The organism is Paenibacillus sp. GCM10027627, assembly GCF_042675505.1.
Taxonomy (GTDB): Bacteria; Bacillota; Bacilli; order Paenibacillales; family Paenibacillaceae; genus Pristimantibacillus.
Window position 1 is genome coordinate 111770 of record NZ_JBHTHB010000005.1, and the last position, 22305, is coordinate 134074.

Annotated in this window: 22 protein-coding genes; 7 read left to right on the top strand and 15 right to left on the bottom strand. The window is 50.3% G+C overall.

Annotation, left to right across the window (positions count from 1 at the left end; all coding sequences use genetic code 11):
* Window positions 1–51: 51 nt before the first annotated feature.
* From ACFQZE_RS17930 to ACFQZE_RS17955, 6 genes are all read right to left on the bottom strand, one after another.
* Window positions 52–1086, bottom strand: a complete 1035-nt coding sequence (locus tag ACFQZE_RS17930; protein ID WP_379359500.1) for an efflux RND transporter periplasmic adaptor subunit — start codon at window positions 1084–1086, stop codon at window positions 52–54.
* Window positions 1061–1753, bottom strand: coding sequence for an ABC transporter ATP-binding protein (locus tag ACFQZE_RS17935; RefSeq protein ID WP_379359502.1), 693 nt, complete (start codon window positions 1751–1753; stop codon window positions 1061–1063). Before ACFQZE_RS17935 ends, ACFQZE_RS17930 begins: the two co-directional genes overlap by 26 nt.
* A gap of 197 nt (window positions 1754–1950) precedes the next feature.
* Entirely contained in the window at window positions 1951–3777 is a 1827-nt protein-coding gene (locus tag ACFQZE_RS17940) for an ABC transporter ATP-binding protein (protein ID WP_379359504.1), read from the bottom strand.
* 18 nt (window positions 3778–3795) lie between these two features.
* Window positions 3796–4728, bottom strand: coding sequence for an AEC family transporter (locus tag ACFQZE_RS17945; protein ID WP_379359506.1), 933 nt, complete (start codon window positions 4726–4728; stop codon window positions 3796–3798).
* Between the two features lie 213 nt (window positions 4729–4941).
* Window positions 4942–5850, bottom strand: a complete 909-nt coding sequence (locus ACFQZE_RS17950) for an EamA family transporter (RefSeq protein WP_379359509.1) — start codon at window positions 5848–5850, stop codon at window positions 4942–4944.
* A gap of 78 nt (window positions 5851–5928) precedes the next feature.
* Window positions 5929–7125: an MFS transporter gene (locus tag ACFQZE_RS17955; RefSeq protein ID WP_379359511.1), complete on the bottom strand. Its 1197-nt coding sequence runs from the start codon at window positions 7123–7125 to the stop codon at window positions 5929–5931.
* A 111-nt stretch (window positions 7126–7236) separates the two neighbouring features.
* Between ACFQZE_RS17955 and ACFQZE_RS17960 the strand changes: the two genes are divergently transcribed.
* The 4 genes from ACFQZE_RS17960 (at window position 7237) to ACFQZE_RS17975 (ending at window position 10590) form a co-directional block, all read left to right on the top strand.
* Complete coding sequence (locus ACFQZE_RS17960) at window positions 7237–7596, top strand: winged helix-turn-helix transcriptional regulator (RefSeq protein ID WP_379359513.1); 360 nt, start codon at window positions 7237–7239, stop codon at window positions 7594–7596.
* A gap of 206 nt (window positions 7597–7802) precedes the next feature.
* Window positions 7803–8321: an NAD(P)H-dependent oxidoreductase gene (locus tag ACFQZE_RS17965; RefSeq protein ID WP_379359515.1), complete on the top strand. Its 519-nt coding sequence runs from the start codon at window positions 7803–7805 to the stop codon at window positions 8319–8321.
* A 213-nt stretch (window positions 8322–8534) separates the two neighbouring features.
* Window positions 8535–9464 carry an ABC transporter ATP-binding protein gene (locus tag ACFQZE_RS17970; RefSeq protein ID WP_379359517.1) on the top strand — a complete coding sequence of 310 codons (930 nt, stop codon included), beginning with the start codon at window positions 8535–8537 and terminating at the stop codon, window positions 9462–9464.
* 4 nt (window positions 9465–9468) lie between these two features.
* On the top strand, window positions 9469–10590 hold the full coding sequence (locus ACFQZE_RS17975; protein WP_379359519.1) for an ABC transporter permease: 1122 nt from the start codon (window positions 9469–9471) through the stop codon (window positions 10588–10590).
* Between the two features lie 79 nt (window positions 10591–10669).
* Here the strand turns inward: ACFQZE_RS17975 and ACFQZE_RS17980 are convergent, their stop codons facing one another.
* On the bottom strand, window positions 10670–11764 hold the full coding sequence (locus ACFQZE_RS17980) for a cation diffusion facilitator family transporter (protein WP_379359521.1): 1095 nt from the start codon (window positions 11762–11764) through the stop codon (window positions 10670–10672).
* A gap of 267 nt (window positions 11765–12031) precedes the next feature.
* Window positions 12032–12400 (bottom strand): ArsR/SmtB family transcription factor, encoded by a 369-nt coding sequence (locus ACFQZE_RS17985; RefSeq protein ID WP_379359523.1) that lies wholly within the window; start codon window positions 12398–12400, stop codon window positions 12032–12034.
* Between the two features lie 186 nt (window positions 12401–12586).
* Here ACFQZE_RS17985 and ACFQZE_RS17990 point away from each other — a divergent pair, with 186 nt between their 5' ends.
* Together ACFQZE_RS17990 and ACFQZE_RS17995 are read left to right on the top strand one after the other, a co-directional pair.
* Entirely contained in the window at window positions 12587–12748 is a 162-nt protein-coding gene (locus ACFQZE_RS17990; RefSeq protein ID WP_379359525.1) for a hypothetical protein, read from the top strand.
* 13 nt (window positions 12749–12761) lie between these two features.
* Entirely contained in the window at window positions 12762–13406 is a 645-nt protein-coding gene (locus tag ACFQZE_RS17995; RefSeq protein WP_379359527.1) for a metal-dependent hydrolase, read from the top strand.
* 7 nt (window positions 13407–13413) lie between these two features.
* Here the strand turns inward: ACFQZE_RS17995 and pruA are convergent, their stop codons facing one another.
* The 7 genes from pruA to ACFQZE_RS18030 form a co-directional block, all read right to left on the bottom strand.
* Window positions 13414–14961, bottom strand: coding sequence for an L-glutamate gamma-semialdehyde dehydrogenase (gene pruA / locus ACFQZE_RS18000; protein WP_379359529.1), 1548 nt, complete (start codon window positions 14959–14961; stop codon window positions 13414–13416).
* 91 nt (window positions 14962–15052) lie between these two features.
* On the bottom strand, window positions 15053–15352 hold the full coding sequence (locus tag ACFQZE_RS18005) for a DUF6509 family protein (protein ID WP_379359531.1): 300 nt from the start codon (window positions 15350–15352) through the stop codon (window positions 15053–15055).
* A 97-nt stretch (window positions 15353–15449) separates the two neighbouring features.
* On the bottom strand, window positions 15450–16382 hold the full coding sequence (locus ACFQZE_RS18010) for a manganese-dependent inorganic pyrophosphatase (protein ID WP_379359533.1): 933 nt from the start codon (window positions 16380–16382) through the stop codon (window positions 15450–15452).
* Between the two features lie 207 nt (window positions 16383–16589).
* Window positions 16590–18311, bottom strand: a complete 1722-nt coding sequence (locus ACFQZE_RS18015; RefSeq protein WP_379359535.1) for a methyl-accepting chemotaxis protein — start codon at window positions 18309–18311, stop codon at window positions 16590–16592.
* 113 nt (window positions 18312–18424) lie between these two features.
* On the bottom strand, window positions 18425–19318 hold the full coding sequence (locus ACFQZE_RS18020; protein ID WP_379360103.1) for a sugar phosphate isomerase/epimerase family protein: 894 nt from the start codon (window positions 19316–19318) through the stop codon (window positions 18425–18427).
* Between the two features lie 36 nt (window positions 19319–19354).
* On the bottom strand, window positions 19355–20218 hold the full coding sequence (locus ACFQZE_RS18025; RefSeq protein ID WP_379359537.1) for a sugar phosphate isomerase/epimerase family protein: 864 nt from the start codon (window positions 20216–20218) through the stop codon (window positions 19355–19357).
* Window positions 20215–21273: a Gfo/Idh/MocA family protein gene (locus tag ACFQZE_RS18030; RefSeq protein ID WP_379359540.1), complete on the bottom strand. Its 1059-nt coding sequence runs from the start codon at window positions 21271–21273 to the stop codon at window positions 20215–20217. The genes ACFQZE_RS18025 and ACFQZE_RS18030 overlap by 4 nt, the downstream gene beginning before the upstream one ends.
* Before the next feature lie 145 nt (window positions 21274–21418).
* On the opposite strand from ACFQZE_RS18030, the gene ACFQZE_RS18035 reads away from it, so the two are divergent.
* Window positions 21419–22285: a helix-turn-helix domain-containing protein gene (locus ACFQZE_RS18035; protein ID WP_379359542.1), complete on the top strand. Its 867-nt coding sequence runs from the start codon at window positions 21419–21421 to the stop codon at window positions 22283–22285.
* Window positions 22286–22305: the final 20 nt, after the last annotated feature.

Sequence of the window (22305 nt, forward strand, 5' to 3'; positions counted from 1 at the left end):
GGCATTCCGTATCGGCCGATCCCCTTTAATGCTCGCTCATGTCCGTTATAACTACTGCAACACGATTAATTGGCCTTCTTCCAAACCTTTCGCAATTTCGACTTCGGTTGAGCTAATAATGCCCGTCTCTACGTCAACCTCGCGCATTTTGTCTCCATCCTCCAAAATGCGGACGAAGTTGCGGCCCAAATAATTTCTAAGCCCGCTCCGCGGAATGACAAGCGCCTCCGCTCTTTCCTGCAACCGAATGGAGACGTCGATACGATCTCCGATTTCTGCGCCTGCCGGAATTTTATCCGTTTCAACAAATACTTGGGTGGCATATTTTTGAGCGAGCACCTCATCATCGGTTTTTGGCGCGCTAAGCGGCGTTTGGGTCACATTCCCTTCAAACTCCCCGCCGGAAGCCTTTAAAGAGGCTTTAAATCCAACCTCGATTTTGCTGGCATCGGAAGAAGTGTCGATCAGGAACGAAACTCTCAGCTTGGACGGATCGGAAATCATAACAATCGTCTCAAATGCCGGTACCGGATCTCCCTCTTCAAGCGAAGCGACAAACGTAACCGTGCCGCTCATTCCGGCAACCAACTGCTTGCTATTGTAAGACTCCAGCAGTCTATTGTATTTAATTTGGTCAATTTCATATTGCAGCTCGGCAACACGAAGTATATCGTCGTTTTCCGACAGCTTCGCCTCCCGCAGCTTCACTCTTGAATTCAGCATGTTCAGCTCCAGCTCGCGCAGCTTAATATCCATATCGCCAACGTCAAGCTGGACAAGAACGTCGCCTTTTTTAACCTCGTCACCCGCCCGGACCAGCATCTTTTTGATTCGGCCGCCCTCGGATTTGAACTCCGCCGCTTCGGAATAATAGGATTCCAAAATGCCGTTTCCTTTGATCTCTTGTGCAATCGGACCTTTTTTGACCGGAGTCGTTTGATAGATTTGTTGCGGCGGTTTGACTAGAGGTGGCTTAAGCGGCTCCTCCTCCTGCGGAAGCAGAGAGCAGCCCGTCAACGCTGCCGTCAGCACGAGCATCATCGTCCATATCGCTTTGGATTTAAGTCGAAGCCACAATTTGTCCATCCTCCAATTCATAGACGCGGTCTACAATCTCCATAATGGCGGGATCGTGAGTCGTCATAATAATGGTCATGCCAGCCGTCTCAACCAAATGGCGGAATACTTTCATAATGTGCAGCCCCGTCTTGCTGTCCAGCTCTGCGGTTGGCTCGTCAGCGAGCAGCAGGCTCGGCTTATGCGCAATAGCTCTGGCGATGGCGGTACGCTGCTGTTCTCCGCCTGACATTTCAAACGGACGGTGATGCATGCGCGGCTTAAGCCCCACTTGATCGAGGGCGGAGATAGCAGCCGCTTTGCGTTCGGAAGCCGGATAGCCGGAAACTCTCAATATAAACTCGACGTTCTCATATGCGGACATTAACGGGATAAGAGCAAAAGATTGAAAGATTAAGCCCATTCTCGTTCTTCTGACCCCATCGCGCTCTCGGTTCGACAATTCCGATAGATTCCGGTTTTCGAAAAGAATAGAGCCTTCTGTAGGGCGGTCAAGCGCGCTTAGAAGATTAATGAGTGTCGTTTTGCCCGAACCCGACCTGCCTTTAAACGCAACCAGCCCTCCCGAAGGAATTTCAAGGTCAACTCCCTTGAGTACATGAACGGCGCCCGTCCCTTTGCCGAAAGATCGCTTGATACCGCTTGCAACAATAATGCTTGAAGATGCTGGCTCCACCGCTTTCGCCTCCGTCTCTTGGGGAAAAACGTTTACAAATCATGATCTTTTTTCCATTCTACCTGCGCGCTATCCGTTAAACAAGGCATCTAATAACTGGTTATTAGCAGAAATAATCTACGTTAAAACGACCGTTAGTATAAGAAAAGAACGATAAATATCAATTTATCGTTCTTCATTATCACTTATGTTATATTTTACGTTACTGGAAACTGAAGATCGTATAATTTCCGGTAGCGTCCCCTTTGTTCCAGCAAAAAAGGATGGGTGCCGCGCTCTGCGATTCCTCCGTTTTCCAGCACGTAAATTTGATCCGCCTGATGGATGGTAGAGAGGCGATGCGCTATGACCAGACAGGTTCGACCTTTAAGCAGCCTCGCCAAAGCCGCTTGAATGAGCCCTTCCGATTCCGTATCTAGCGATGCCGTCGCTTCGTCCAAAATGATGATGCGAGGGTCCTTCAAAATGGCACGTGCAATGGACAGCCGTTGCTTCTGTCCTCCAGACAGCTTGACCCCGCGCTCTCCGATTTGCGTATTGTATCCGTGCTTGAATTGTTGGATAAAATCGTCGGCATTTGCAGCCTTCGCCGCAGCCATCACCTCTTCATCGGTCGCGCTCCGATTGCCGTAGCGGATGTTTTCCTCAATCGTGCCGTTAAACAAAATAATGTCTTGCGAGACGATTCCGATCTGGCCCCTTAGCGAATCGAGCGTCACCTCTCTTATATCATAGCCGTCAATGGTGACGCTGCCTTCATGAACATCGTAAAATCGCGTAATCAAATGCGCAATCGTCGTTTTTCCGGAGCCCGACGAGCCGACAAGCGCCGTCATTTCGCCAGGCTTCAATTCCATATCGAAGTGCTGCAGCACTTCTCCTTCCTCTGAACCAGAGTAGGAAAAGGACACTTGCTGAAATTGAATATGTCCCCTCGCCGGAGGCAAAGGAGAGGCATCTTCGCGGTCCGCTACTTCCGCTTTTACATTCATCACTTCCGTTATTCTCTCGTAAGCGGCAGCCGCTTGCTGAATCGTATTCAAAATGCGGCTGAAATGCCGAATCGGATTTTGCAGCAGCCGCAAATAAGCGATAAAGGCCACGATAGCGCCTACCGTCATTTGTTCTTTCATTACGAGCCATGCCCCAAACACAAGCACGATAGCGAAGCCGATAAAATTAATCAAATCGATAATCGGCTCGTAGGCGGATCTAAGCCGAACCACTTGAATATTCGCTTCCATATTGCGCTTCGTTTTTTCCGCGAAACGTTCCGCCTCGTGTTCCTCAGCCGTAAAGGACTTGATGAGTCGAATGCCGGTAAGCGAATTTTGCAAATGGTCGCTCACGTCGGCTAGCGATTCCTGTACCTTGCGAAACGAGGAGCGAATTCGCTTCCCAAACAAGCGAGTGGTCAAAATCATTAACGGGAAAGTGGCCAGCAGCAGCAAAGTCAGCTTCCAATCCATAACCATCATATAAGAGGCAATGGCGATAAAAGTAATCATATCGGTAAGCAACTGCATCATGCTGGACGAAATGAGCTGCTGAAGCACACCGACATCGCTTGTCACTCGGGACATTAAATCGCCTGTTCTTGTCCGGTCGTAATAGGCGACATCGAGCCGCTGCATATGGTTGTAGAGGTCATTCCGCAGTTTGAAAAGCACCCTCTGGCCGATGGCCGCCATGAAGGCGGCACTCAAAAAACGAAGCGCTCCAAGCGCAATAGCCGCCGCGATAATTCCGGCTCCGATCATCGCAAGCTGCCCATACAGCTTCTCTGCAATAACCGTATCAATCGTATATTTGGTCAACTGCGGTATGATGAACTCCAGCAACGTAATAAGGAGAACGCTTATAAACGCGAGGGCAACCCGCTTCCATTCCGTCTTGGCATGTTTGGCCATGCGCAGCAGCATCGACAGCACACTGGTTGGCTTTACCTTCTCCCCGTTCCCGAACAGTCTTGCTCCCATGCCTTGCCCTGGGCTATGCGGCCGATATTGTCTTTCGCTGTTCATGCTGCAGCCCTCCTAGCCTTATATGTCGATATTGAGTAAAAAGATAACCGCCGCAACCGTAAACATGCTCACCAGCGTCGACACAAATACGGCTTGCGAAGCAAATTCCTTCTCGTTGTCGAATTCAACCGCAAGCAGCACGCTGCTAAGCGAGGTAGGCACCGCTGATGAAACAATCAGCGCCGCTGCCGTCAGTTTGTCCAGCCCCATCATCCACACAATCATGGCGGCAAGCGCTGGTCCCGCTATTAGCCGCAGCAAGCCGGATAAGCCAACGTCGAGCAGCAAAGACTTTTTGATTCTCCATTCCATACTTCCGAGCTGTACGCCTAGCGTAATCAATGCCGTGCCGATAAAAGCGCTCGACAAATAATCAATCGGGATAGCGATTGGCTGCGGAATGGGAACCTCAAAGCCGCGCAGCAAAAAGGCGAGCGGAATGACGTAAATAATCGGCATCGACAATATCGTTTTCCAAACGAGACGTTTGTCGACTTTGTGCGCGCTCACATTGTAAACCCCGTATGTATTCGGTATTAGCGCTTGCAGCATCATAATCAAAATCTGAATGGCAAGCGTTTCCTTGCTGCCTGCGAAAGCGAGCTGGTTAAGCGGCACTCCGTAATTGGCGCTATTGTAAAACAGCACGCTGTTTCGCATCGCGCTTTTCATACTTGGGCTATAGCCCCTCGTTCGAATAACGGCTTCCGTAAGCACATATTGGCCCGCCATAAAAAGGACGGCAAACAGCAGCACCTGACCGATCAAACCGGCCGAAATGGAAGTGCTGTACAACAAATCAAACATTATTGCAGGCGAAAATAAATAAAAGTTCAGCTTGGACAACGTCTTAATATCGAGCGAAAAAGACCTCTGCAAAACGATACCAAGCGCTACCATAATACCCATAGGCAAAACATTGGTTACTAAGATGTGGATAAACACGCTCATAGATGCATCTGCTACTTTCTGTTAAAGTTACGCCGTCTTCGTTGCGCTGTTTGTTTATTTTACCCCCGTTCGTCCAGCCCGTAAAGCGCTTCCCTTTTCACAACAGCTACAATCAAATAAACTAATTCAACAAACCGCCTGCGTACTACAAGTACGTAAACCACAAAAAAAGGCCGAGCCTTGGGAACATAGTCCCTGCCCGACCTATCACAATTAAGCTCCAAACAGCCTCATGAGCAAAATACCAAAAAAGGATAACAGAATGCCCGCAAGCTCGGTGCGAGTAAACTTCTCTTTTACGAAGAACCGGGTATAAATGAGCACGAGCAGCACATTAAGCGCCACCACGGCGGATACTAGTCCCGCTTTTCCAACATCAAAGGCCGTCACGATCAGCATCATGCCGACCGTATTTGTTGTGCCGATGCCAAGCCCCGCCAAAAAAGTTCTCCTGTCGCTCCAAAACGGTTTTGACTTATCATTGCCGCTGTCGACTGCTGCATGCAAAACCGGGCCCGACGCCTTTTTTCTCTCCAGCCGACGGTCGTTCCACCACCATATTCCAAAACAAGCGGAGCCCGTCGCAAACATCATAACCATTGTCGGGAACAGCTCGGCCCCCATTAGTGTGGACCATTTGCTGGACAGATCATTGCCTGCGAACAGCAGCATCGCCAGCAATCCCCACTGTGCGCCTTGCAAATTGCGCAGCGATAAATCGTTGGAATACCGCACAAGCAGCACTCCGCCAACGATAACAAGAAATGCTAACAGCTGCATCGTATGGAGGCGTTCATCCCACAGCAGGAAAGCAACCAGCACCACAACAACGGAAGGAAGAGCGGTAAAAATCGCGACCAGCGAAGCTTTGCCTACCGCAAATCCTTTGAACATGCTGGCATTGGCGCCAAAAGAAAACAGTCCCATCTGAATGCCGATCAAGCAGGCGAGGGACCAATGAGACGAATAAAGGAGGGCAATGATAAGATTAACGATGGCTCCGGTCGCAAACGTGCCGCATAGAAGCGCATTCCGGTTAAGTTTCTTTTGGCTCGTCCAATGATACAATATGCCTCTCACGCCAAACGCAATGGCCGAAAAAACAGAAAACGTAATCCACATCCGACAAAATAGCTCCTTTCAAGTCTAAACCGCGATGTACAATGTCAAATGTAATTATGCTCTCAATATTTCCTTAGTTCAATGATATTTTTGTTCGATTGCGGAAGACAAAATAGCCCCCGAGCGAAAAAGGCTGCGATAGATGATTAGAAGAACAGCCGCAAACACGACGGCAAAAGCCGCCATTTCCCATTGATACCCGAAGCGGTAAAAATAAGTTCCGGCGACCGGCCCAATGGACATCCAAATGTAACGAAAAAAATTGTAAACGCCGATTGACGTAGCTCTTCGTTCGGGAAATTCATTGGAGAGCAGCGTCGTTTGCATCGGCAACGTCAAACCTAAGCAAATACCGAAAAAAACAATTCCTGCTGCAAATAGCGTTAGCGACCAAGGTGCCGCAAATGCAAGAAACAGGAGGGAAAGCATTTGGCAAAAGGCAATGACCCACAACGTTTTTTTCGTATCGCCGTATTCTTGTATGCGACCCCCAACAATGCTGCCTATAACAATGCTGGCCGATATGGCGAGGAACATCATCCCTGTAGCGCTGGGACCGAGCGAATACACCTCTTGCAATAAGTTCGGCAGCAAAATAAGCAGCGTATAAAAAATTCCGTATTGCACCGAACCAAGCATGACGATTGCAAGTCCAACAGGATGGACCAGAACGCCCGAGGAATGCCGGAGCTGAAATCGGTTGGCCTTGCCGCTCCCCTCCTTTTTCGTTTCCGGCAAACTGGCAAACAATACGGCCCAGAATGCCATGCTTGCCGCGAACAGAATCCAAAACAAACCATGAAATCCAAGCTGCGGCCCGGTGAAACCTCCAATGAGCGGTCCGAGCCCCGGACCAAGCGCAACGAACATTTGAAAAATACCCATGGCCCTTCCGCGCAGCTTGCCTTCGTACAAATCTCCGATTATTGTGGTTGCGGCAACCGAGCCGACAGAAACCCCAATTGCTTGCAGCACTCTAAACAAAATAAGAATCGTGACAGAGTGAGACAAAGCCGCTCCGGCCGTGGCGACCAAATAAAATAACAAGCCAAGCAGCAGCAGCTTGCGCCTGCCGTATTTATCGATAAGCGGCCCGTAAACCAACTGCATCATAGCAAAAAAAATCGGATACACGGATACGGTCAAGTTGACGGCATCCTGCGTGGTACGGAACTGCTCCGCCATCTCCGGCAATATCGGCGTATAGATCGTTTGAGTAAACGGGCCCAGAAATGCCGCTGCCGAAACTAGGCATACCATATATTTTTTGTTCATTGGTTCGTTCCTTTCCGCTAATGATTTACAACCCTAACTTTACACAATATACTTATCTTTATTAAGTACGCACTTTTTAGAACAATACTTACCGAAAGGATAGTGTGATCAATGGCCGAGCATGGCGTCAGCTATCTGTTCAATGGAAAAACGTTTCAGTGTCCTATAGAAGTAGGAATGTCCTTGTTTTCGGGAAGATGGAAGTCGGCTATCATTTGCAAGCTGGTGGACGGGAAAAAGCGGTACGGACAACTAAAGAAGCTTATAACAGGCATTACTCATAAAATGTTGGCCGAGCAATTGCGCGAGCTGGAGTCGGCAAATATTATTAGCAGGACGGTTTATCCGACAACTCCTCCAAAAGTAGAATACGAGCTGACGCCCCTTGGAAAATCGCTGCTGCCCGCTATTGAATATTTACAGCAATGGGGCGAGCAATTCCGGTTAACTCCCGATCAAGACAGTCCATAATCAGATGAAATGCCCCGCACTTATCAGATGCAGGGCATTTTTTTTATGCCGCTCTCCAGTCAGGTACATATCCTGCCCAATACTTTCTATTTAGTAAGTATCTCTCGATAAAGTGCATACTTACTAAATTAAAGTTTGTTGATTATGATGATTAACAGGTTCGAACCCGCTATATCCTATCCCTTTCAGAATTGGAGTGAAGATCAATGAAAATCGCCGTTATTGTTGCCCATCCGAATCTCGCCGCCTCCCGCATTAATAAAGCATGGGTAGAGGAGCTTCAAAAGCATGAACACATTACGACCCATTGCCTATATGAGGCTTATCCCGACGAATCCATTAATGTGGAGAGGGAGCAGCTGCTTCTTGAGAAGCATAACCGCATTATCCTTCAATATCCTTTTTATTGGTACAGCACCCCGCCGCTGCTTAAAAAATGGTTCGACAGCGTCATGCTTCCCGGCTGGGCATACGGCTCTGGCGGCATTCATATGAGCGGAAAAGAAATAGGCGTGGCGATTTCCACTTACGGCTCTGCCGACTCGTACAAGCCGGACGGCTTCAATCGGTTTACTATGCAGCAATTGCTGCGGCCTGTAGAAGCTTTGGCCCATTTTGTCAGCGCAACCTATAAACCGCCTTTCGTACTTCACGACTCTTCCGCGGTGAGCGATGAGCAATTGGAACAAAGCCAGCGGGATTTCGTCCGTCATATTACCTCTTAAATCCATACAATTGGCTTAAAAAGAGCAGGCATGCCGCCCCGGTATGCCTGCTCTTTTTTTTCCTGAATGCAAATAACGGCGATCTCAGACTTTAGACGGAGCAAAATGACTTTCAAAAACTGTACAATACTTTCCAGCAGCTCTTATAAAATGAATAGGAACAGAGTGTTTTACGGCTGATTTTGGCCTAAAATCGAGGGAGTGATGAAGAACATGGCCGTACTCGAAGTGAGCCATCTGCGCAAATCGTTCGGAGAGGTTCGAGCGGTGGATGACATTAGCTTTTCTGTGGAAGCGGGTGAAATTTTTACGATTATTGGACCAAACGGCGCCGGAAAAACGACAACGCTGGAAATGATTGAAGGGCTGGTCCCGCCCGATTCGGGCGACATTCGAATCGACGGACTAAGCTGGTCCAGGGACGGAGAGCAAATTAAGCAGGATATCGGCGTTCAGCCTCAATCCAGCGCTCTATTCGACCTGCTCACGGTAAAAGAAAATTTGGAGCTGTTCGCTACCTTCTATCCCCACTCCAAACCGGCGGCAGAAGTGATGGACATGATCAATTTAGCCGACCAGAGCAACAAGCATGTCAAAAAGCTGTCCGGCGGCCAAAAGCAGCGTCTCGCTATCGGGCTCGCTATGATCAACGATCCTAAAGTCATTTTCCTCGACGAGCCGACGACCGGCCTCGATCCTCAAGCCCGCCGCAACATTTGGGACATCATCTTAAAGCTTAAGCAGCTAGGCAAAACAACGATTCTTACAACTCACTATATGGAAGAAGCGGAGAAGCTGAGCGATCGTGTCTGTATCGTCGATCAAGGCAAAATCGTCACGCTGGACACTCCAGCCGCTCTCATTGACCGATTAACGGAAGAGCGCGAAGTTCGCTTATCGTTTCTGGACGGCTCTTTGGCGGCTGCGGATACTGAACTTGTCGCAAGAAAACAGGAGTCCGTCGTCAAAACCGAACTGGAGGGCGCTTCCCTTCGCATTTGGACTACACATCCGGAAACGACGCTTTACGAAATGTTCGGATTTACGAAAGAGCGCGGCTATCGCGTCGAGCAAATTTCCATTCGCGAAATGAGCCTTGAGGACGTATTCATTGCCTATACAGGCAAAGAGTGGAGGGATTAAAGCAATGGCGGCCAAACAATTTGCCAGCATGTTTTCAGCACAGGTGAAAATGATGTTCCGCGAGAAGCAGGTCTGGTTTTGGAATCTCTTTTTCCCCATTATATTGATGGTGCTGTTTATGATTATTTTTGGCGGCAGCGGGTCGAGCAGCAGCTTTAAAGCAACGATTGCCATCGCGGACCCCGCTCCCAACGCTTCCTCTGCGGCTATGTTCGAGCAGTTGAAAAGCATCCCCGTTTTCGAGCTGAAGGACACAAGTCCAGTCACCGTTGAGCAGGGAGAACAATGGGTCGAAACTGAAAAAGTCGATGCGCTTATCGTCCTTCCAGACAAAGAAGGCATCTCCGAGGTTGGCTTAATTGTTAATCGGGAAAACGAAGGCGGAGCTTCCACGCAAGCGATTTCCGGCATTTTGGAAAGATTCGTTCAGCAGGCCAATTTGGCGGCGGTCGGAGCGACAGCTACTTATTCGGTCAAAATGGAGTCCATAACGTCGGCGGCCGACGATATTAGCTATCAAGACTTTCTGCTGACCGGCATGATCGGTCTTTCTATAGCGCAGGGCGGCTTGTTCGGCATGGTCGGTCTGGTCGATATGCGCAAAAACGGGCTGCTCAAGCGGCTCCGGATGACGCCAGCCAAGATGGGACTGTATGGCTTATCCGGCATGCTGGTGCGGATCATGCTTGGATTCATTCAAGTTACAGTCCTCTCGCTGGTGGGCGTATACTTCTTTGACGCCTCTCTTCACATTAACGTACTTAGTTTGGCGATCGCCTTTATTGCCGGGGCGCTGGTCTTTAATGCAATGGGTTATCTGTTCTCCTCCTTCAGCAAAACGATGGAGTCGTACATGGGTGTAGCCAACATTGTCAGCACCTTTATGATGTTTCTTAGCGGCATCTTTTTCCCAATTGAAATGCTGCCCGACTGGCTTCAAATCGTCCCGAAAATTTTGCCGCTCACCTACTTTGTAGAAGGCATGCGCGACGGGTTAATTTATGCGAGCGGAGTTGCATCAAGCTCCTTCTGGAGCGGAATGGGCATTTTGGCGCTTTGGGGAGTCGTTTCTTTCCTGCTCGCCTCGCAAATTTACAAATCCAAATCCATTACAGCTACCCGTTAACCAGAAAGCTAAAAAACGTCCCGAGTCGCTCCTTTGTGAGCGTTCGGGACGTTCCTTTTTGCCGCGGGTGTTAAATCCTCTATACTTTAAGTTCGGAATGCTGCAGTTGGGACTTCTCCACTTGAATAGTCGTATGCTGAATTTCGAACTCTTCTTCAATTCGTTTAATCGCTTCCTGAAGGACGATTTGGCTGCCTGCTTCATCCTCAATGAGAAGGTGGCAAGACAAGGAATCCAATCCCGAAGTAATGGTCCAAATATGAAGGTCGTGAACATCCTTAACCCCTTTAATGCCAAGCAGCACTTCCTTCACCCGCTCCGCATCGACCGTAACCGGAGTGCCCTCCATCAAAATGTGAACCGTTGAGCGAATAACTCCCCAAGCGCTCTTCAAAATCAGAACGGCGACAATGACGCTAATAATCGGATCGGCAATGTACCAGCCGAAAGCCAGCATCAATAGTCCTGCGATGATAGCTCCGACCGAGCCCAAAGCGTCTCCCAAAACGTGAAGATACGCACTTCGTACGTTTAGATTGCCTTCTACATCGCCTTTGCGCGTAAGCACCCAAGCACTGGCCAAATTCGCCAGTAAACCGATAGCGGCAATGATCATCATGGAACCGCTGGCCACCGTTGGCGGCTCTTGAAACCGTTCAATCGCTTCCGCAATAATAAACCCGGCAATGACGAACAACGTGACCCCGTTTAACAAGGCGGCCAATATTTCAAACCGGTAAAAACCGTATGTTTTATTTGGTGAAGCGGGTCTTGCTGCAAACCACATCGCAACAAGGCTTAGCGCTAGCGCCGCCGCATCGCTCAGCATATGGCCGGAATCGGACAACAGCGCAAGCGAGTTGGTTACGAGGCCACCCACAAATTCCAAAAACATAATACCCGACGTAATAATAAGCGCAATGAGCAGTCCCGCTTTATTGCCCGAACCATGGGAATGGCCGTGATGATGACCGTGGCCGTGCGAATGGCCATGAGAATGCCCATGGGAATGGCTGTGCGAATGAGCCTTCTTCTTCCCCTTCACATTGCCTTTTCCTTCCCCAGCCTTATCGTGGCTGCAGTTCGAATGCTCCTCGTGCCCGTGGTTGTCGTGCTTATGATCGCCATGATCATGATCATGCCCCTCATGTTTAGTGTTGTCCTGGTTGCTCATACCGTTTCCTCCCGGTCAATAAATGAAGTGTATAAACAATATATGAATACATGCTCATATGTATTATATGCCATCCTTTACCTATACGCAACCGTTATTTACTAATCCCCCCGATCGCCCAAAAAGATACATCGCTTTGCGCTGGGGCCCCGATGCCCGATGCCCGATGCCAACCGATTATCCATATCCCGCCAAAAAAGAAAAACGCGCATTTTCCTCCTTCCCATTAGGGCTAAAGGTGAATGCGCGTTTTTTAGCAAGCTTTATTTATCCATGTTTAAGATGCTGCATCGTTAATACAATCAATTGCTCGACATGGTCGTCGTCTAGCGAATAAAAGACCGTTTTGCCCACTTTGCGCCGCTTGACGATACGCATGTTGCGAAGCAGCCGAAGCTGGTGGGAAATCGCCGATTGCCCCATCCCTAGCACTTCCGTCAAATCATGTACGCATAGCTCGGATTGAAGCAGCGCATGAATGATTCGGATTCGCGTTCCATCTCCGAGCGCCTTGAACAAATCCGCAAGCTCTGTGGCGGTCGCATCGTCGATTAGCTTGTCCTTGACGCTTACAATATCCGCTTGAGTTCCCGAGCATGCGTCATCGCATGCAGCAGAAGCGATTCCGTTTTCCATTCGGCATCTCACCACCAATCCTTAAGTTAGTTAAAGTTCGTTAGTTAAAGCTCATTATAGCACCCGGCCGGATAGACTGCCAATATAGATAAAAATACGAACATTTATTCTCGTCCGATAATTGTATATAATAGAGGAACGCCATCAACACCAAAGGACGCGGCAAGAAAGGAGGCTGGCAACGGGATGTTGACACTACAGGAAAAGTTGTATTTGCTCAAAGTGCTGAAATCCGCAAAACGAACATCGCTATGGGGGCTCAAGAAACGTGATCCCGCCCATGACAAGCTAGTGGAGAAGCTGGAGCAAATGGTGAGGAACGAGCAAATAAACAAAGAGCATCTATAAGCTAGGAGGCAACATGAGAGGAAAAACACATATGGCCATTGGAGCGGGGGTAGGAGCTGCCACGGCAGTCTACTATTCGGCGGATTTATCCGATTTCGCCATATTTATCGGAGTAGCGGCCTTTTCTGCGCTTAGCGCTGATCTGGACGGTCCCAGCATGCTTAGCAGCAAACTTACGAAACTTAGCCGGCGCATTCGCGAAATCGCCCTATGGGGCGGGGTGTTGTTCGCCGCAGTACTTATCTATTTTTTTATAACCGGACAGTCGATATCCCCGCTTGTTGCGGGAGGCGGCATCGCCGCCGTTCTGCTTGGCCTCACGATGAAACAAGGCGCGATACGGAACGCTCTTGTCAGCCTCGTCGGCGTTTATTTGATCGCCCAAGGCATCGAGCGCGAACTCGCTTGGCTAATTGGCCTCGGGGCGTTTGTCGTATGGGCGCCGTGGCTGAAGCATAGAGGGATGACGCATACGATTTGGATCATTCCGTTTTGGTGGTGGCTTGGATTAGGGCTGGAGGAGCAGCTTCAGTTAGAGGGGCTCGCCTGGGCCGCCGCGCTTGGCTACTTGTCCCATTTGGCGGCAGACACCCTCACGCCGAGCGGCGTGAAGTGGTTGTATCCGCTTATAAATAAATCGTTCAAAATCAAAATGTAAGCGAGCGTTAAAGTTTTTCCGAAACGACCTTGGCCTGAGTGAACAGCAGCAAATAATCGCGGCCGCCCGCCTTGGAATCGGTGCCGGACATGTTGAAGCCGCCGAACGGATGAACGCCAACAAGCGCCCCCGTGCATTTGCGGTTAAAATATAAGTTGCCCACATGGAATTCATCGCGCGCTTTCTCCAGTTTGGCGCGATTCCGGGTAATGACGGCGCCGGTCAGGCCGTACTCCGTATTATTGGCAATATCTAGCGCCGCCTCAAAATTGGCGGCCTTGATAAACGCCAGCACTGGCCCAAAAATTTCCTCTTGGGCAATTTGCGCATAAGGGGCCACGTCCCGGATTATGGTTGGCTCGATAAAATAGCCAGAGCTGCTCCCCTTTTTCCCGCCCAGCACAACCGTACCTTCCGTACGGCCAACCTCGATATATTTTAAAATTTGAATATAAGCCCGCTCGTCAATGACTGGTCCGATAAATGTCGCAGGCTCCGCCGCATGTCCCATGAGAAGGGCCTCCGTCCGCTTGACGACTTTCGCGAGAACGGCCTCATACACCGCTTCATCTACAACAGCACGCGAGCAGGCAGAACATTTTTGCCCCGAATAGCCGAAAGCCGACAGCGTAATCGCCTCCGCAGCCAAATCCAAATCAGCGTCCTCAGCGACGATAATGGTATCTTTGCCGCCCATTTCCGCGATGACCCTCTTCATCCATTTCTGCCCCTGCTGCACTGCCGCAGCTTTTTCGTTAATGCGAAGACCAACCTCGCGCGAACCCGTAAAGCAAATAAACCGTGTCAGCGGATGCTCGACCAAAAAATCTCCGATATCTCCGCCAGCGCCCGGCAAAAAGTTGACTACTCCGTCAGGCACGCCCGCTTCTTCCAGCAGTTCCATAAACTTGGCCGCAATGACGGCGGTAGGACTGGCCGGTTTCAACACGACCGTGTTGCCGGCCACGATTGCCGCCATCGTCATACCCGCCAGTATCGCAAGCGGGAAATTCCACGGCGGTATAACAATGCCTACGCCAAGCGGCAAATAAACGAGGTCGTTATGTTCTCCAGACAACGGAACAATCGGTTGAGGCTCGCTCAGCCGCTCCATTTCCCGGCCGTAAAACTCCATAAAATCAATCGCTTCCGCCGTATCGCCATCCGCTTCCACCCAGCTTTTCCCCGCCTCATAGACAAGCCAGGCGCTGAATTCATGTTTCCTTCTCCGCAATATGGCGGCGGCTTTGTACAGAACCCGCGAGCGCGCGGACGGGGACACTCGCTTCCACTCCTCAAAAGCGGCAGCGGCGGCCAATATCGCCTTATGGACATGATCCGTATCGGCCTGTGAGACGATGCCGACGGTTTGCATAAAATCCGAAGGATTGATCGATTTCCGCTTAATGACCGTCTCGACGTAATCGGAGCCAATTTTCAGACGGTATTCCCGCCCGAGCTGGGATTCGACGCTGCGAAGCGCCGCTCCGAACTCCGCAATGGAGTCGCTTTTTGTAAAATCGGTAAACGGCTCGTTTTTAAACGGTTCGCGCATCTTAATCTCCTCCTTAAAAAAAGAAAAAAGTCCAATGGAGCGCAAAGCGCTCTTCTTGAACTTTATGCAGGAGAAAGACGGCTAAGCACAACTACTCCTCAAGCGGCAATTCTAATTGTTGCCCACAGAACGAATGGATGAACGTTTCTTCCTCTTCCACCATTTCCATATCGATATATTCGTTTGTCGCCGCATTTAGAAACTCGTATTTAATGATGCGGGAGACCGGTTCCTCTTTCAAAAAAACGACGCGCAATCTGACGCCTTGCTCTAAATAAAGCTCGTCCTCTTCGTCGACGGTCAGCTCCAAATAAAATTCGTAACGGTCGCCGGACAATATGCCGTATGGGTCCTTCATTTTTTCAATCGTAAATTCGCGAATTTCAAACATCCACCAAACGTCCTCTCCGGTTCAAAATAACGAAAAAGCAGCCTATGGCTTCGTGACGAAGCCATAGGCTGCCTCTTGTACTTCCAATAAGCCAATCTTACAGCGCGCTCAGCGTCTCCGTCAATACGGGAACGATCTGGGATTTGCGGGAAACTACGCCTTTCAGCAAAGCTGTGTTGTTTTCCAGCGTAACATTGTACGCCTTCGCTACAGCATCCGCTTTGTTGCCAAGCGCAAGACCAACGGAGTCATTGTTCAAAATGTCCGTTACTACAAGCAAGAACAGATCAAGACCTTTAGCCGCAATAATGTCGTTCAAAGCAGGCTCCAGCTCCCCTTGACGGCTCAGCACATCGTTTACGTCAACTGCGTTTACTTGCGCGATTTCCACTTTGTAGCTGCCCATTGTGAACTCTTTAGCGTCGATGGAAATAAGCTGAGCAATCGTTTTGTCGCTCAGGTCCGCGCCCGCTTTAAGCATGTCCAGTCCGTAAGCATCCGCATCTACGCCTGCGATAGCTGCAAGCTCGCGAGCTGCCGCTACGTCTTGCTCCGTGCAAGTCGGCGATTTGAACAACAAGGAATCGGAAATGATAGCGGAAAGCATAAGACCTGCAATTTCTTTACGAACAGCAACGCCGTTTTCTTTGTACAGCTTGTTCAAAATTGTAGCCGTGCAGCCTACAGGCTCAGCGCGGAAGTAAAGCGGGCCCGCTGTCTCAAAATTCGCAACGCGGTGGTGGTCGATAACTTCCGTGATGCGGACTTTATCGATATCGTTAGCGCTTTGTTGGCGCTCATTATGGTCGACCAAAATAACTTCTTTTACTTCGTCGGCAACATTTTCCACCAAGCGGGGAGCTTCAAACCCAAAATAGTTCAGCGCGAATTGCGTTTCGCCGTTTACTTCGCCAAGGCGAACCGCTTCAACGTCTGCGCCCAGCTTCGATTTCAGCTCCGCATAAACGATAGCCGATGTAATGGTGTCCGTGTCCGGATTTTTGTGTCCGAAAATAAGAGTTTTTGACATAATTCATACTCCTTTTTGCAAATAGATTTGCCTCCCCGCCGGCATGCCGCCGCTTCGGCCCTTGTGGGTGTTTGTACACTATTACCGATTATACTCTTATCTCCACCTTATTCCTATACCTTTACACTGAATTAGCTGTAAAAAATTTGCGGCAGTAGCAAAAGACAGCTTTTTCTTCACCCCGCCAAGCAGCTTGCTCTGCTCCCTCTACACGATAAAACGCTTATTCAGCGCGTTCAGCTCGTTCGACATATTTTTCAACAGCTCGGCGGAGGAAGACACCTCGTTCATAGAAACCATCTGAACGCTGGAACTTACGGCGATTCCTTCGAAATATTGTGCGGCGTTGCGGGATATAAGCTCCAGCTCCTCTACGGAAGCCGCCACTTCCTCAGACTCCGCCGATACTTGCTGCGAGGCGGCCGCCACCTCCTGCAATTGCGAGCTAACCTGTTCCAGCCCGCCCACAATGGAGTGGAAGGCGTCGCTTGCTTCTTTTACAACCGTAATTCCCGAACGCACCTTGCCCGAATTGTTTTCCATGCCGGAAGCAAGCCGCGACGCTTCCTCCTGCGTCCTTGCGACCAGCTCCGCTATTTTCTCTGCAAATGCTCCCGACTGGGCAGCAAGCTTGCGCACCTGATCTGCCACTACGGCAAAGCCTTTGCCGTTTTCTCCGGCGTGGGCAGCTTCAATCGCCGCATTCAGCGCGAGCAAATTCGTCTGCTCAGCGATATCCGCCATCACCGTCGAAATTTCACCGATTTCATCGGAGCGTCTCGCAAGCTCCTTAGTGGCGACAAGCATCTCCTCCGCGCTGCGTCCGATTTCCTCCATTTCTTCCGTCGCGCCATGGAGCAGCCTATGCCCCCGATCCGAATGCTGCTTCGTCTCATGCGCCACGTCGGAGACAATCGCGGCCGACTCCGTAATCCGCTGCATGTTCCCCGTCATGCTTTCCATCGCTTTGGTCATATCCGCAGCTCGGCTCACCTGCGTGCGCGCTCCACCCGATGCCTCCTGAATGCTGGCGGCAATATCGCGGCTCGCCTCCGTTGTGCTTTTGGCATGCTCGGTGACGCCTTCCGACGCTTCCATAAGCTGCTCCGAACTTTCTTTCATGCTGCGAATGACCGAACGCGTATTGGAGACGAGCTGTTGAAACGTAAGGGCGAGATGGCCGATTTCATCCTTGCGGTAAACCGGGATATTAACCGTCATATCCCCTTCTCTTACTTTCGCTACATGCGATGTCAGCCTTTTGAGCGGATTCGTTAAGTAGCTGGCCAGAAGAAACACAAGCAAAATGCCGGCCGCCACAATGCCCAGCGCTATGTAAACCGTTTTTTCCGTATTGTTCGACATAAGCGCATAAACGGTGGCCGCGTCAAAATCGGCGCCAATGAGTCCGATCATCTTGCCGTTGTCGTCTATCAATGGGACATAAGCCGTAATAGTAGCTCCGTATTCCTCATCGTTAGACAGTTCTCCGACATGGGCCTCTCCCTCGGCGAAAGCTTGCACCATTCCGGGATATTCGTTTTCTTCTCTTGTGCCGATAGGGGAAAAATCGCCTTCAGCCGCATCCGCCGGAGCCCCGTCTACCATATAGTAATAATAGGCATTGCCGTTTTCCTCGCCCTTTGCAAGCGTATACAAATATTTGAGTCCATTGGCTTCTCTAAGCGCGTTCAGCTTCTCTCTCAGTTCGCTGTAATATTCCGTAGCGCCATCCTCCGGCTTCAGCTGAGCATAGCTCACGGGATCAATTAGCCTCGCTGCGTTTTCCGCCGCAAGCTGCGCCTGCGCGCCAAGCGAATTTTCGACCAAGCTCATAGAAGAACGATAGAGGGTAAAGCCAAGCACCGCAACCGCGGCAATAATAAGGCATGAAAAAAACAAAACCATTCTCGTCAGCAATCGGTTCAAGCCAGATACCCCTTCCTGGATATGGAACATAATATGACACTATTTTACAAGATTCGATCCCTGTTGTGCTATAGGAAAAAAAAAGAGCCGCCCGTCAGGACAGCTCTCAACCTCTATTTGTTTCTATATTTTTTTAAAAAGTCGACCGCCAGACGAATATCCGCTTCGGGATTTACGCCCACTTCTCTCTCAATCGTTAAGTATCCTTTATAGCCAATATCATAAAGCGCCTTCAAATAGCCGTCCCAATCGACTCCGCCTTCTCCAAGCGGCACTTCGAGGAAGGCCGAGCCGGATTCCGCCATGGCGGCAATTTTTTCATGGTCCAGCTCTACCTCATAACCGTAATCGCCGTATACGTCGCGCGGATCGATATGCCCCAGCTTAACGCCGTCCTTCGCATGGGTATGGACGATGTAATCTCTCAACGTATAAACGCCTTTTACCGGATCGTCCCCTGTCACCATCACCATATTGGCGGGATCAAAATTGACCGAAACGCCTTTTGTGCCGAGTCCGTCCAAAAACGTTTTTAAATGAGATGCTGTCTCCGGTCCCGTTTCGATGGCAAAAAAAGCGTTCATGCCGCTTGCGAATCGGCTAAGCTCCTCGCAGGCGTTGTGCATCGTCTCGTAAACGCGGCTGTTCCGATCCTCCGGAACAATGCCAATATGGGTTGTAATAATGTTTGTGCCAAGCTCCAATCCGAGCTCCATAATGCGCTTGGACTTTTCGATTTTGTCCCGGTTTTGCGCCGGGTCCTGGAAGCCGTGTCCGCCCAAATCGCCGACCAGCGCAGAAACCTCCAGCCCCAGAGAGTCGATATACGCCTTCCACTCTTTTCTTGCCGCCGCAGTGAGATTGGCAGGGTCCATCTCGCCTTTGACCGCGTAAATTTGCACCCCGTCCGCGCCGACTCCTTTCGCTTTAGCCAGCCCTTCCTTCACTCCCACTTGAAAACTGTCCACAATAACACCGATTTTATTAGACATTCCGAACGTTGTCATCATAACCACTCCTTATTTATCGTTTCAAACGCGCTTCTATTCACTGAGCTCGGTCCAAAGGCGCTTTACATATTCGAAGGCCATCTTAGTGGCGCTGCGGCATTCTTCCATTCCTTCAAATTCGATGGAAAGATAACCGTCATACCCGCTGTCTTTGACAGTTCGAAGCACCCGCGGAATATCGATGTCCCCTTGTCCCACTATGGCGCCGCGCAACCAATTGCCGCCTGCCGTGTTGAACCAGCCTTCGCCCGGATAACGATTGGCGGGACGGAAATAAAAATCTTTAAGATGCACCATCGAAGCCAAACCTACATTTTTGGCAACGGCTGTCGGCGGATCTTCATCCACGCATAGAAAATTGCCTACGTCCAGCGTCGTCCGAAAGTTATCCCTTCCCACCGCATGAACCAAAGCCTGTACTCTGTCGCTATGCTGGACGAAATAGCCATGATTTTCCACACTAGTCGTAATGCCGTAACCCGCAGCATAATCGGCTATTATCCGGCATGCTTCCGTCAGCTTGGGCAATTCAGCCAAAAAGTTGCCGATTGAACGATCTTCGGATGACGCTACATCATGCCGCATACGGGTAATGCCGAGGGCCGCGCAAGCGTCCACCTCCCGTTTGAGCCGTTCCAGTTCGCGCGCAAAACCTTCTTCATCCAAACCTGCGAAGTTGGCGCCGACCGCGTAACCGGACAGTTCGATCCTGCCTCGCTCAGCGGCATTGCGTATATCGTCAACGAGACCTGGATGATCCGGCAAGGAATAGCCGATCGGCACAATTTCCGCATGATCCGCGCCAATGCTCGCAATAAAGTCAATCACATCTGTAACCGACATCTCACCGGCGGCGACCGCTTGATGAAGGCTATATGTGCTTATTCCAAGCTTCATAAGGACACCTCGCGGCCTTGCGCCGCAGATTCATAAATGCCGCACAGCATCCTCATTAATTGCACCCCATCTTGAACCGGGCTGATCGGCGTTGTTCCTTGCTGCACATTTTCGATAAAATGGTCGATTTCGTTTTGAAAGGCGCTCTCCATATGGAATCCTGCGTGATCCGTCTGCGGATGAATGTTGACGATCGTGCCGCTTTTCTCTGAGACGATAACCGCCTCCGGATCAATTTCCATTCCGCCTTTGTCGCCGAATAGCCGAATAGACATTTCATCTTTTTTGGCATGTAGAGTAAAACTGACATCGACCGCCAATGACGCGCCATTTTCAAACCGGATCAAAGCGTTCGCCATATCTTCGATTGTATTTTTGGAGGCGTCGTAATCCGCCGCCTTGTAGAAGGACAAGTGCTGCACATGAGAACGGTTGCCCAGCTTCCGGTACGTATTGGCGCTGACCGATATCGGCTTGGGCCGGCCCATCATATACCAGCACAGATCGATTACGTGGACGCCGATGTCGATGAGCGGCCCGCCGCCCGAACGCTCGATATCCGCAAACCAGCCGCCAGGGTTGCCGAGCCTGCGGAAGGCCGTCGCTTTTGCATAATAGATGTCCCCGAGCTCGCCTGCGGCGGCAAACGATTTGAGCATCTGTGCGTTGTTGTCGTAACGGCGGACAAAGCCGACCTGCAATAGTTTGCCCGACTCCTCTACCGCTTGTTGAACCTCAAGAGCTTCCTCCACCGTGCGGCAAAGCGGCTTTTCTACAAGCACATGCTTGCCCGCCTTGACCGCTGCAATGCTAATTTCCGCATGCGTGTTGTTCCAGGTACAAATGCTAACGGCATCCACTTCAGGGTCGGCAAGCAAATCCCGGTAATCGGTAAAAACCTTGACCGCTCCATACTTTTCGGCTGCTGCACGCGCCCGCTCCTCGTTCAAATCGCATACCGCATACAGGGATGCCGCTTTATTGTTTTGATAGGCCTCCAGATGCATTGAAGAAATGGAACCGGTTCCAATGACGCCGATACGGATCGTTTTCATGCCGCTCTCTCCTCGTTGTTTGTATTCAAATTTGAGAATCTTTTTTCTTACTATACTTTCGTATTATAATGATTTAAACAAAGGACTCCATGCAAAGGCGTGCGGTTTGTTTGTACAAATGTGCTATGAAGCGGAGGGATACGAGATGCTTGGCTATCACGAGGCGCTGCGGGAAACGATGAGCATGCCGAATCCTCATTTTCCTATCAAAATGCATCGAACCCCCATTAGAGAAACGGGTGTCGTTTTGTTTCCCCATCATTGGCATGAACATCTTGAATTTCTGTTTATCGAATCCGGCGAAGCGATTATTGAATGCGGTTCAGTGCCGATTGAAGCGAAGCCCGGCGACTTGATTGTGGTCAACAGCAACGAACTTCATTACGGTATCAGCCGGAGCAGCGACCTCGCCTATCACGTGCTGATCGCGGACATTTCCTTGCTTCACAGCGGATCGGTCGACGCTGCCGAAACCAAGTTTATTGCGCCGATCTCACAAAACCAGTTGTTGTTTAGCAATCTGGTTCGCGGAGATGCGGCTACCGTCTCCTGCATGCATGCCTTAATCGGGGAGCTGGAGCGCCGTGATTTTGGCTACGAGGTGGCGATCAAATCGGAGCTTTACCGTCTGCTTGCCCTACTGCTGCGCGGGCATGTCGCAACCGTCTTGACCAAAGACGAACATGCGGAGCGGATGAAAAACGTCGCGCGCTTTGAGCCGGTATTCCGCTACATCGCCGAAAACTATCAAGCTCCGCTAACCGTAGAACAGCTGTCCGGCATTGCCGGACTAAGCCGCTTCCACTTCAGCCGACTGTTCAAAGAATTGACAGGACGAACCGTTACAGAGTACGTGACCGCAGTCAGGCTGGACAAAGCCGACCATCTGCTTCGCAGCACGGGGCTCTCCGTCACTGAAGTGGCTGTAGAATCCGGGTTCAACGATATTTATTACTTCAGCCGCACGTTTAAAAAACATAAAAAAGTGCCGCCTTCGAAATTTCGGGACTGATAGCCATATTCGGCCCAGAT

Bases quoted from the DNA above. Each gene is read 5' to 3' on its own strand.
- ACFQZE_RS18035 (WP_379359542.1), top strand. From the start codon at position 21,419: ATGCTTGGCTATCACGAGGCGCTGCGGGAAACGATGAGCATGCCGAAT.
- ACFQZE_RS17960 (WP_379359513.1), top strand. From the start codon at position 7,237: ATGGCCGAGCATGGCGTCAGCTATCTGTTCAATGGAAAAACGTTTCAG.
- ACFQZE_RS18005 (WP_379359531.1), bottom strand. From the start codon at position 15,352: ATGTTTGAAATTCGCGAATTTACGATTGAAAAAATGAAGGACCCATAC.
- pruA (WP_379359529.1), bottom strand. From the start codon at position 14,961: ATGCGCGAACCGTTTAAAAACGAGCCGTTTACCGATTTTACAAAAAGC.
- ACFQZE_RS18010 (WP_379359533.1), bottom strand. From the start codon at position 16,382: ATGTCAAAAACTCTTATTTTCGGACACAAAAATCCGGACACGGACACC.
- ACFQZE_RS17970 (WP_379359517.1), top strand. From the start codon at position 8,535: ATGGCCGTACTCGAAGTGAGCCATCTGCGCAAATCGTTCGGAGAGGTT.
- ACFQZE_RS17965 (WP_379359515.1), top strand. From the start codon at position 7,803: ATGAAAATCGCCGTTATTGTTGCCCATCCGAATCTCGCCGCCTCCCGC.
- ACFQZE_RS17950 (WP_379359509.1), bottom strand. From the start codon at position 5,850: ATGTGGATTACGTTTTCTGTTTTTTCGGCCATTGCGTTTGGCGTGAGA.
- ACFQZE_RS17945 (WP_379359506.1), bottom strand. From the start codon at position 4,728: ATGAGCGTGTTTATCCACATCTTAGTAACCAATGTTTTGCCTATGGGT.
- ACFQZE_RS17990 (WP_379359525.1), top strand. From the start codon at position 12,587: ATGTTGACACTACAGGAAAAGTTGTATTTGCTCAAAGTGCTGAAATCC.
- ACFQZE_RS18030 (WP_379359540.1), bottom strand. From the start codon at position 21,273: ATGAAAACGATCCGTATCGGCGTCATTGGAACCGGTTCCATTTCTTCA.
- ACFQZE_RS18020 (WP_379360103.1), bottom strand. From the start codon at position 19,318: ATGACAACGTTCGGAATGTCTAATAAAATCGGTGTTATTGTGGACAGT.
- ACFQZE_RS17975 (WP_379359519.1), top strand. From the start codon at position 9,469: ATGGCGGCCAAACAATTTGCCAGCATGTTTTCAGCACAGGTGAAAATG.
- ACFQZE_RS18025 (WP_379359537.1), bottom strand. From the start codon at position 20,218: ATGAAGCTTGGAATAAGCACATATAGCCTTCATCAAGCGGTCGCCGCC.
- ACFQZE_RS17985 (WP_379359523.1), bottom strand. From the start codon at position 12,400: ATGGAAAACGGAATCGCTTCTGCTGCATGCGATGACGCATGCTCGGGA.
- ACFQZE_RS17930 (WP_379359500.1), bottom strand. From the start codon at position 1,086: ATGGACAAATTGTGGCTTCGACTTAAATCCAAAGCGATATGGACGATG.
- ACFQZE_RS17940 (WP_379359504.1), bottom strand. From the start codon at position 3,777: ATGAACAGCGAAAGACAATATCGGCCGCATAGCCCAGGGCAAGGCATG.
- ACFQZE_RS17980 (WP_379359521.1), bottom strand. From the start codon at position 11,764: ATGAGCAACCAGGACAACACTAAACATGAGGGGCATGATCATGATCAT.
- ACFQZE_RS17955 (WP_379359511.1), bottom strand. From the start codon at position 7,125: ATGAACAAAAAATATATGGTATGCCTAGTTTCGGCAGCGGCATTTCTG.
- ACFQZE_RS17995 (WP_379359527.1), top strand. From the start codon at position 12,762: ATGAGAGGAAAAACACATATGGCCATTGGAGCGGGGGTAGGAGCTGCC.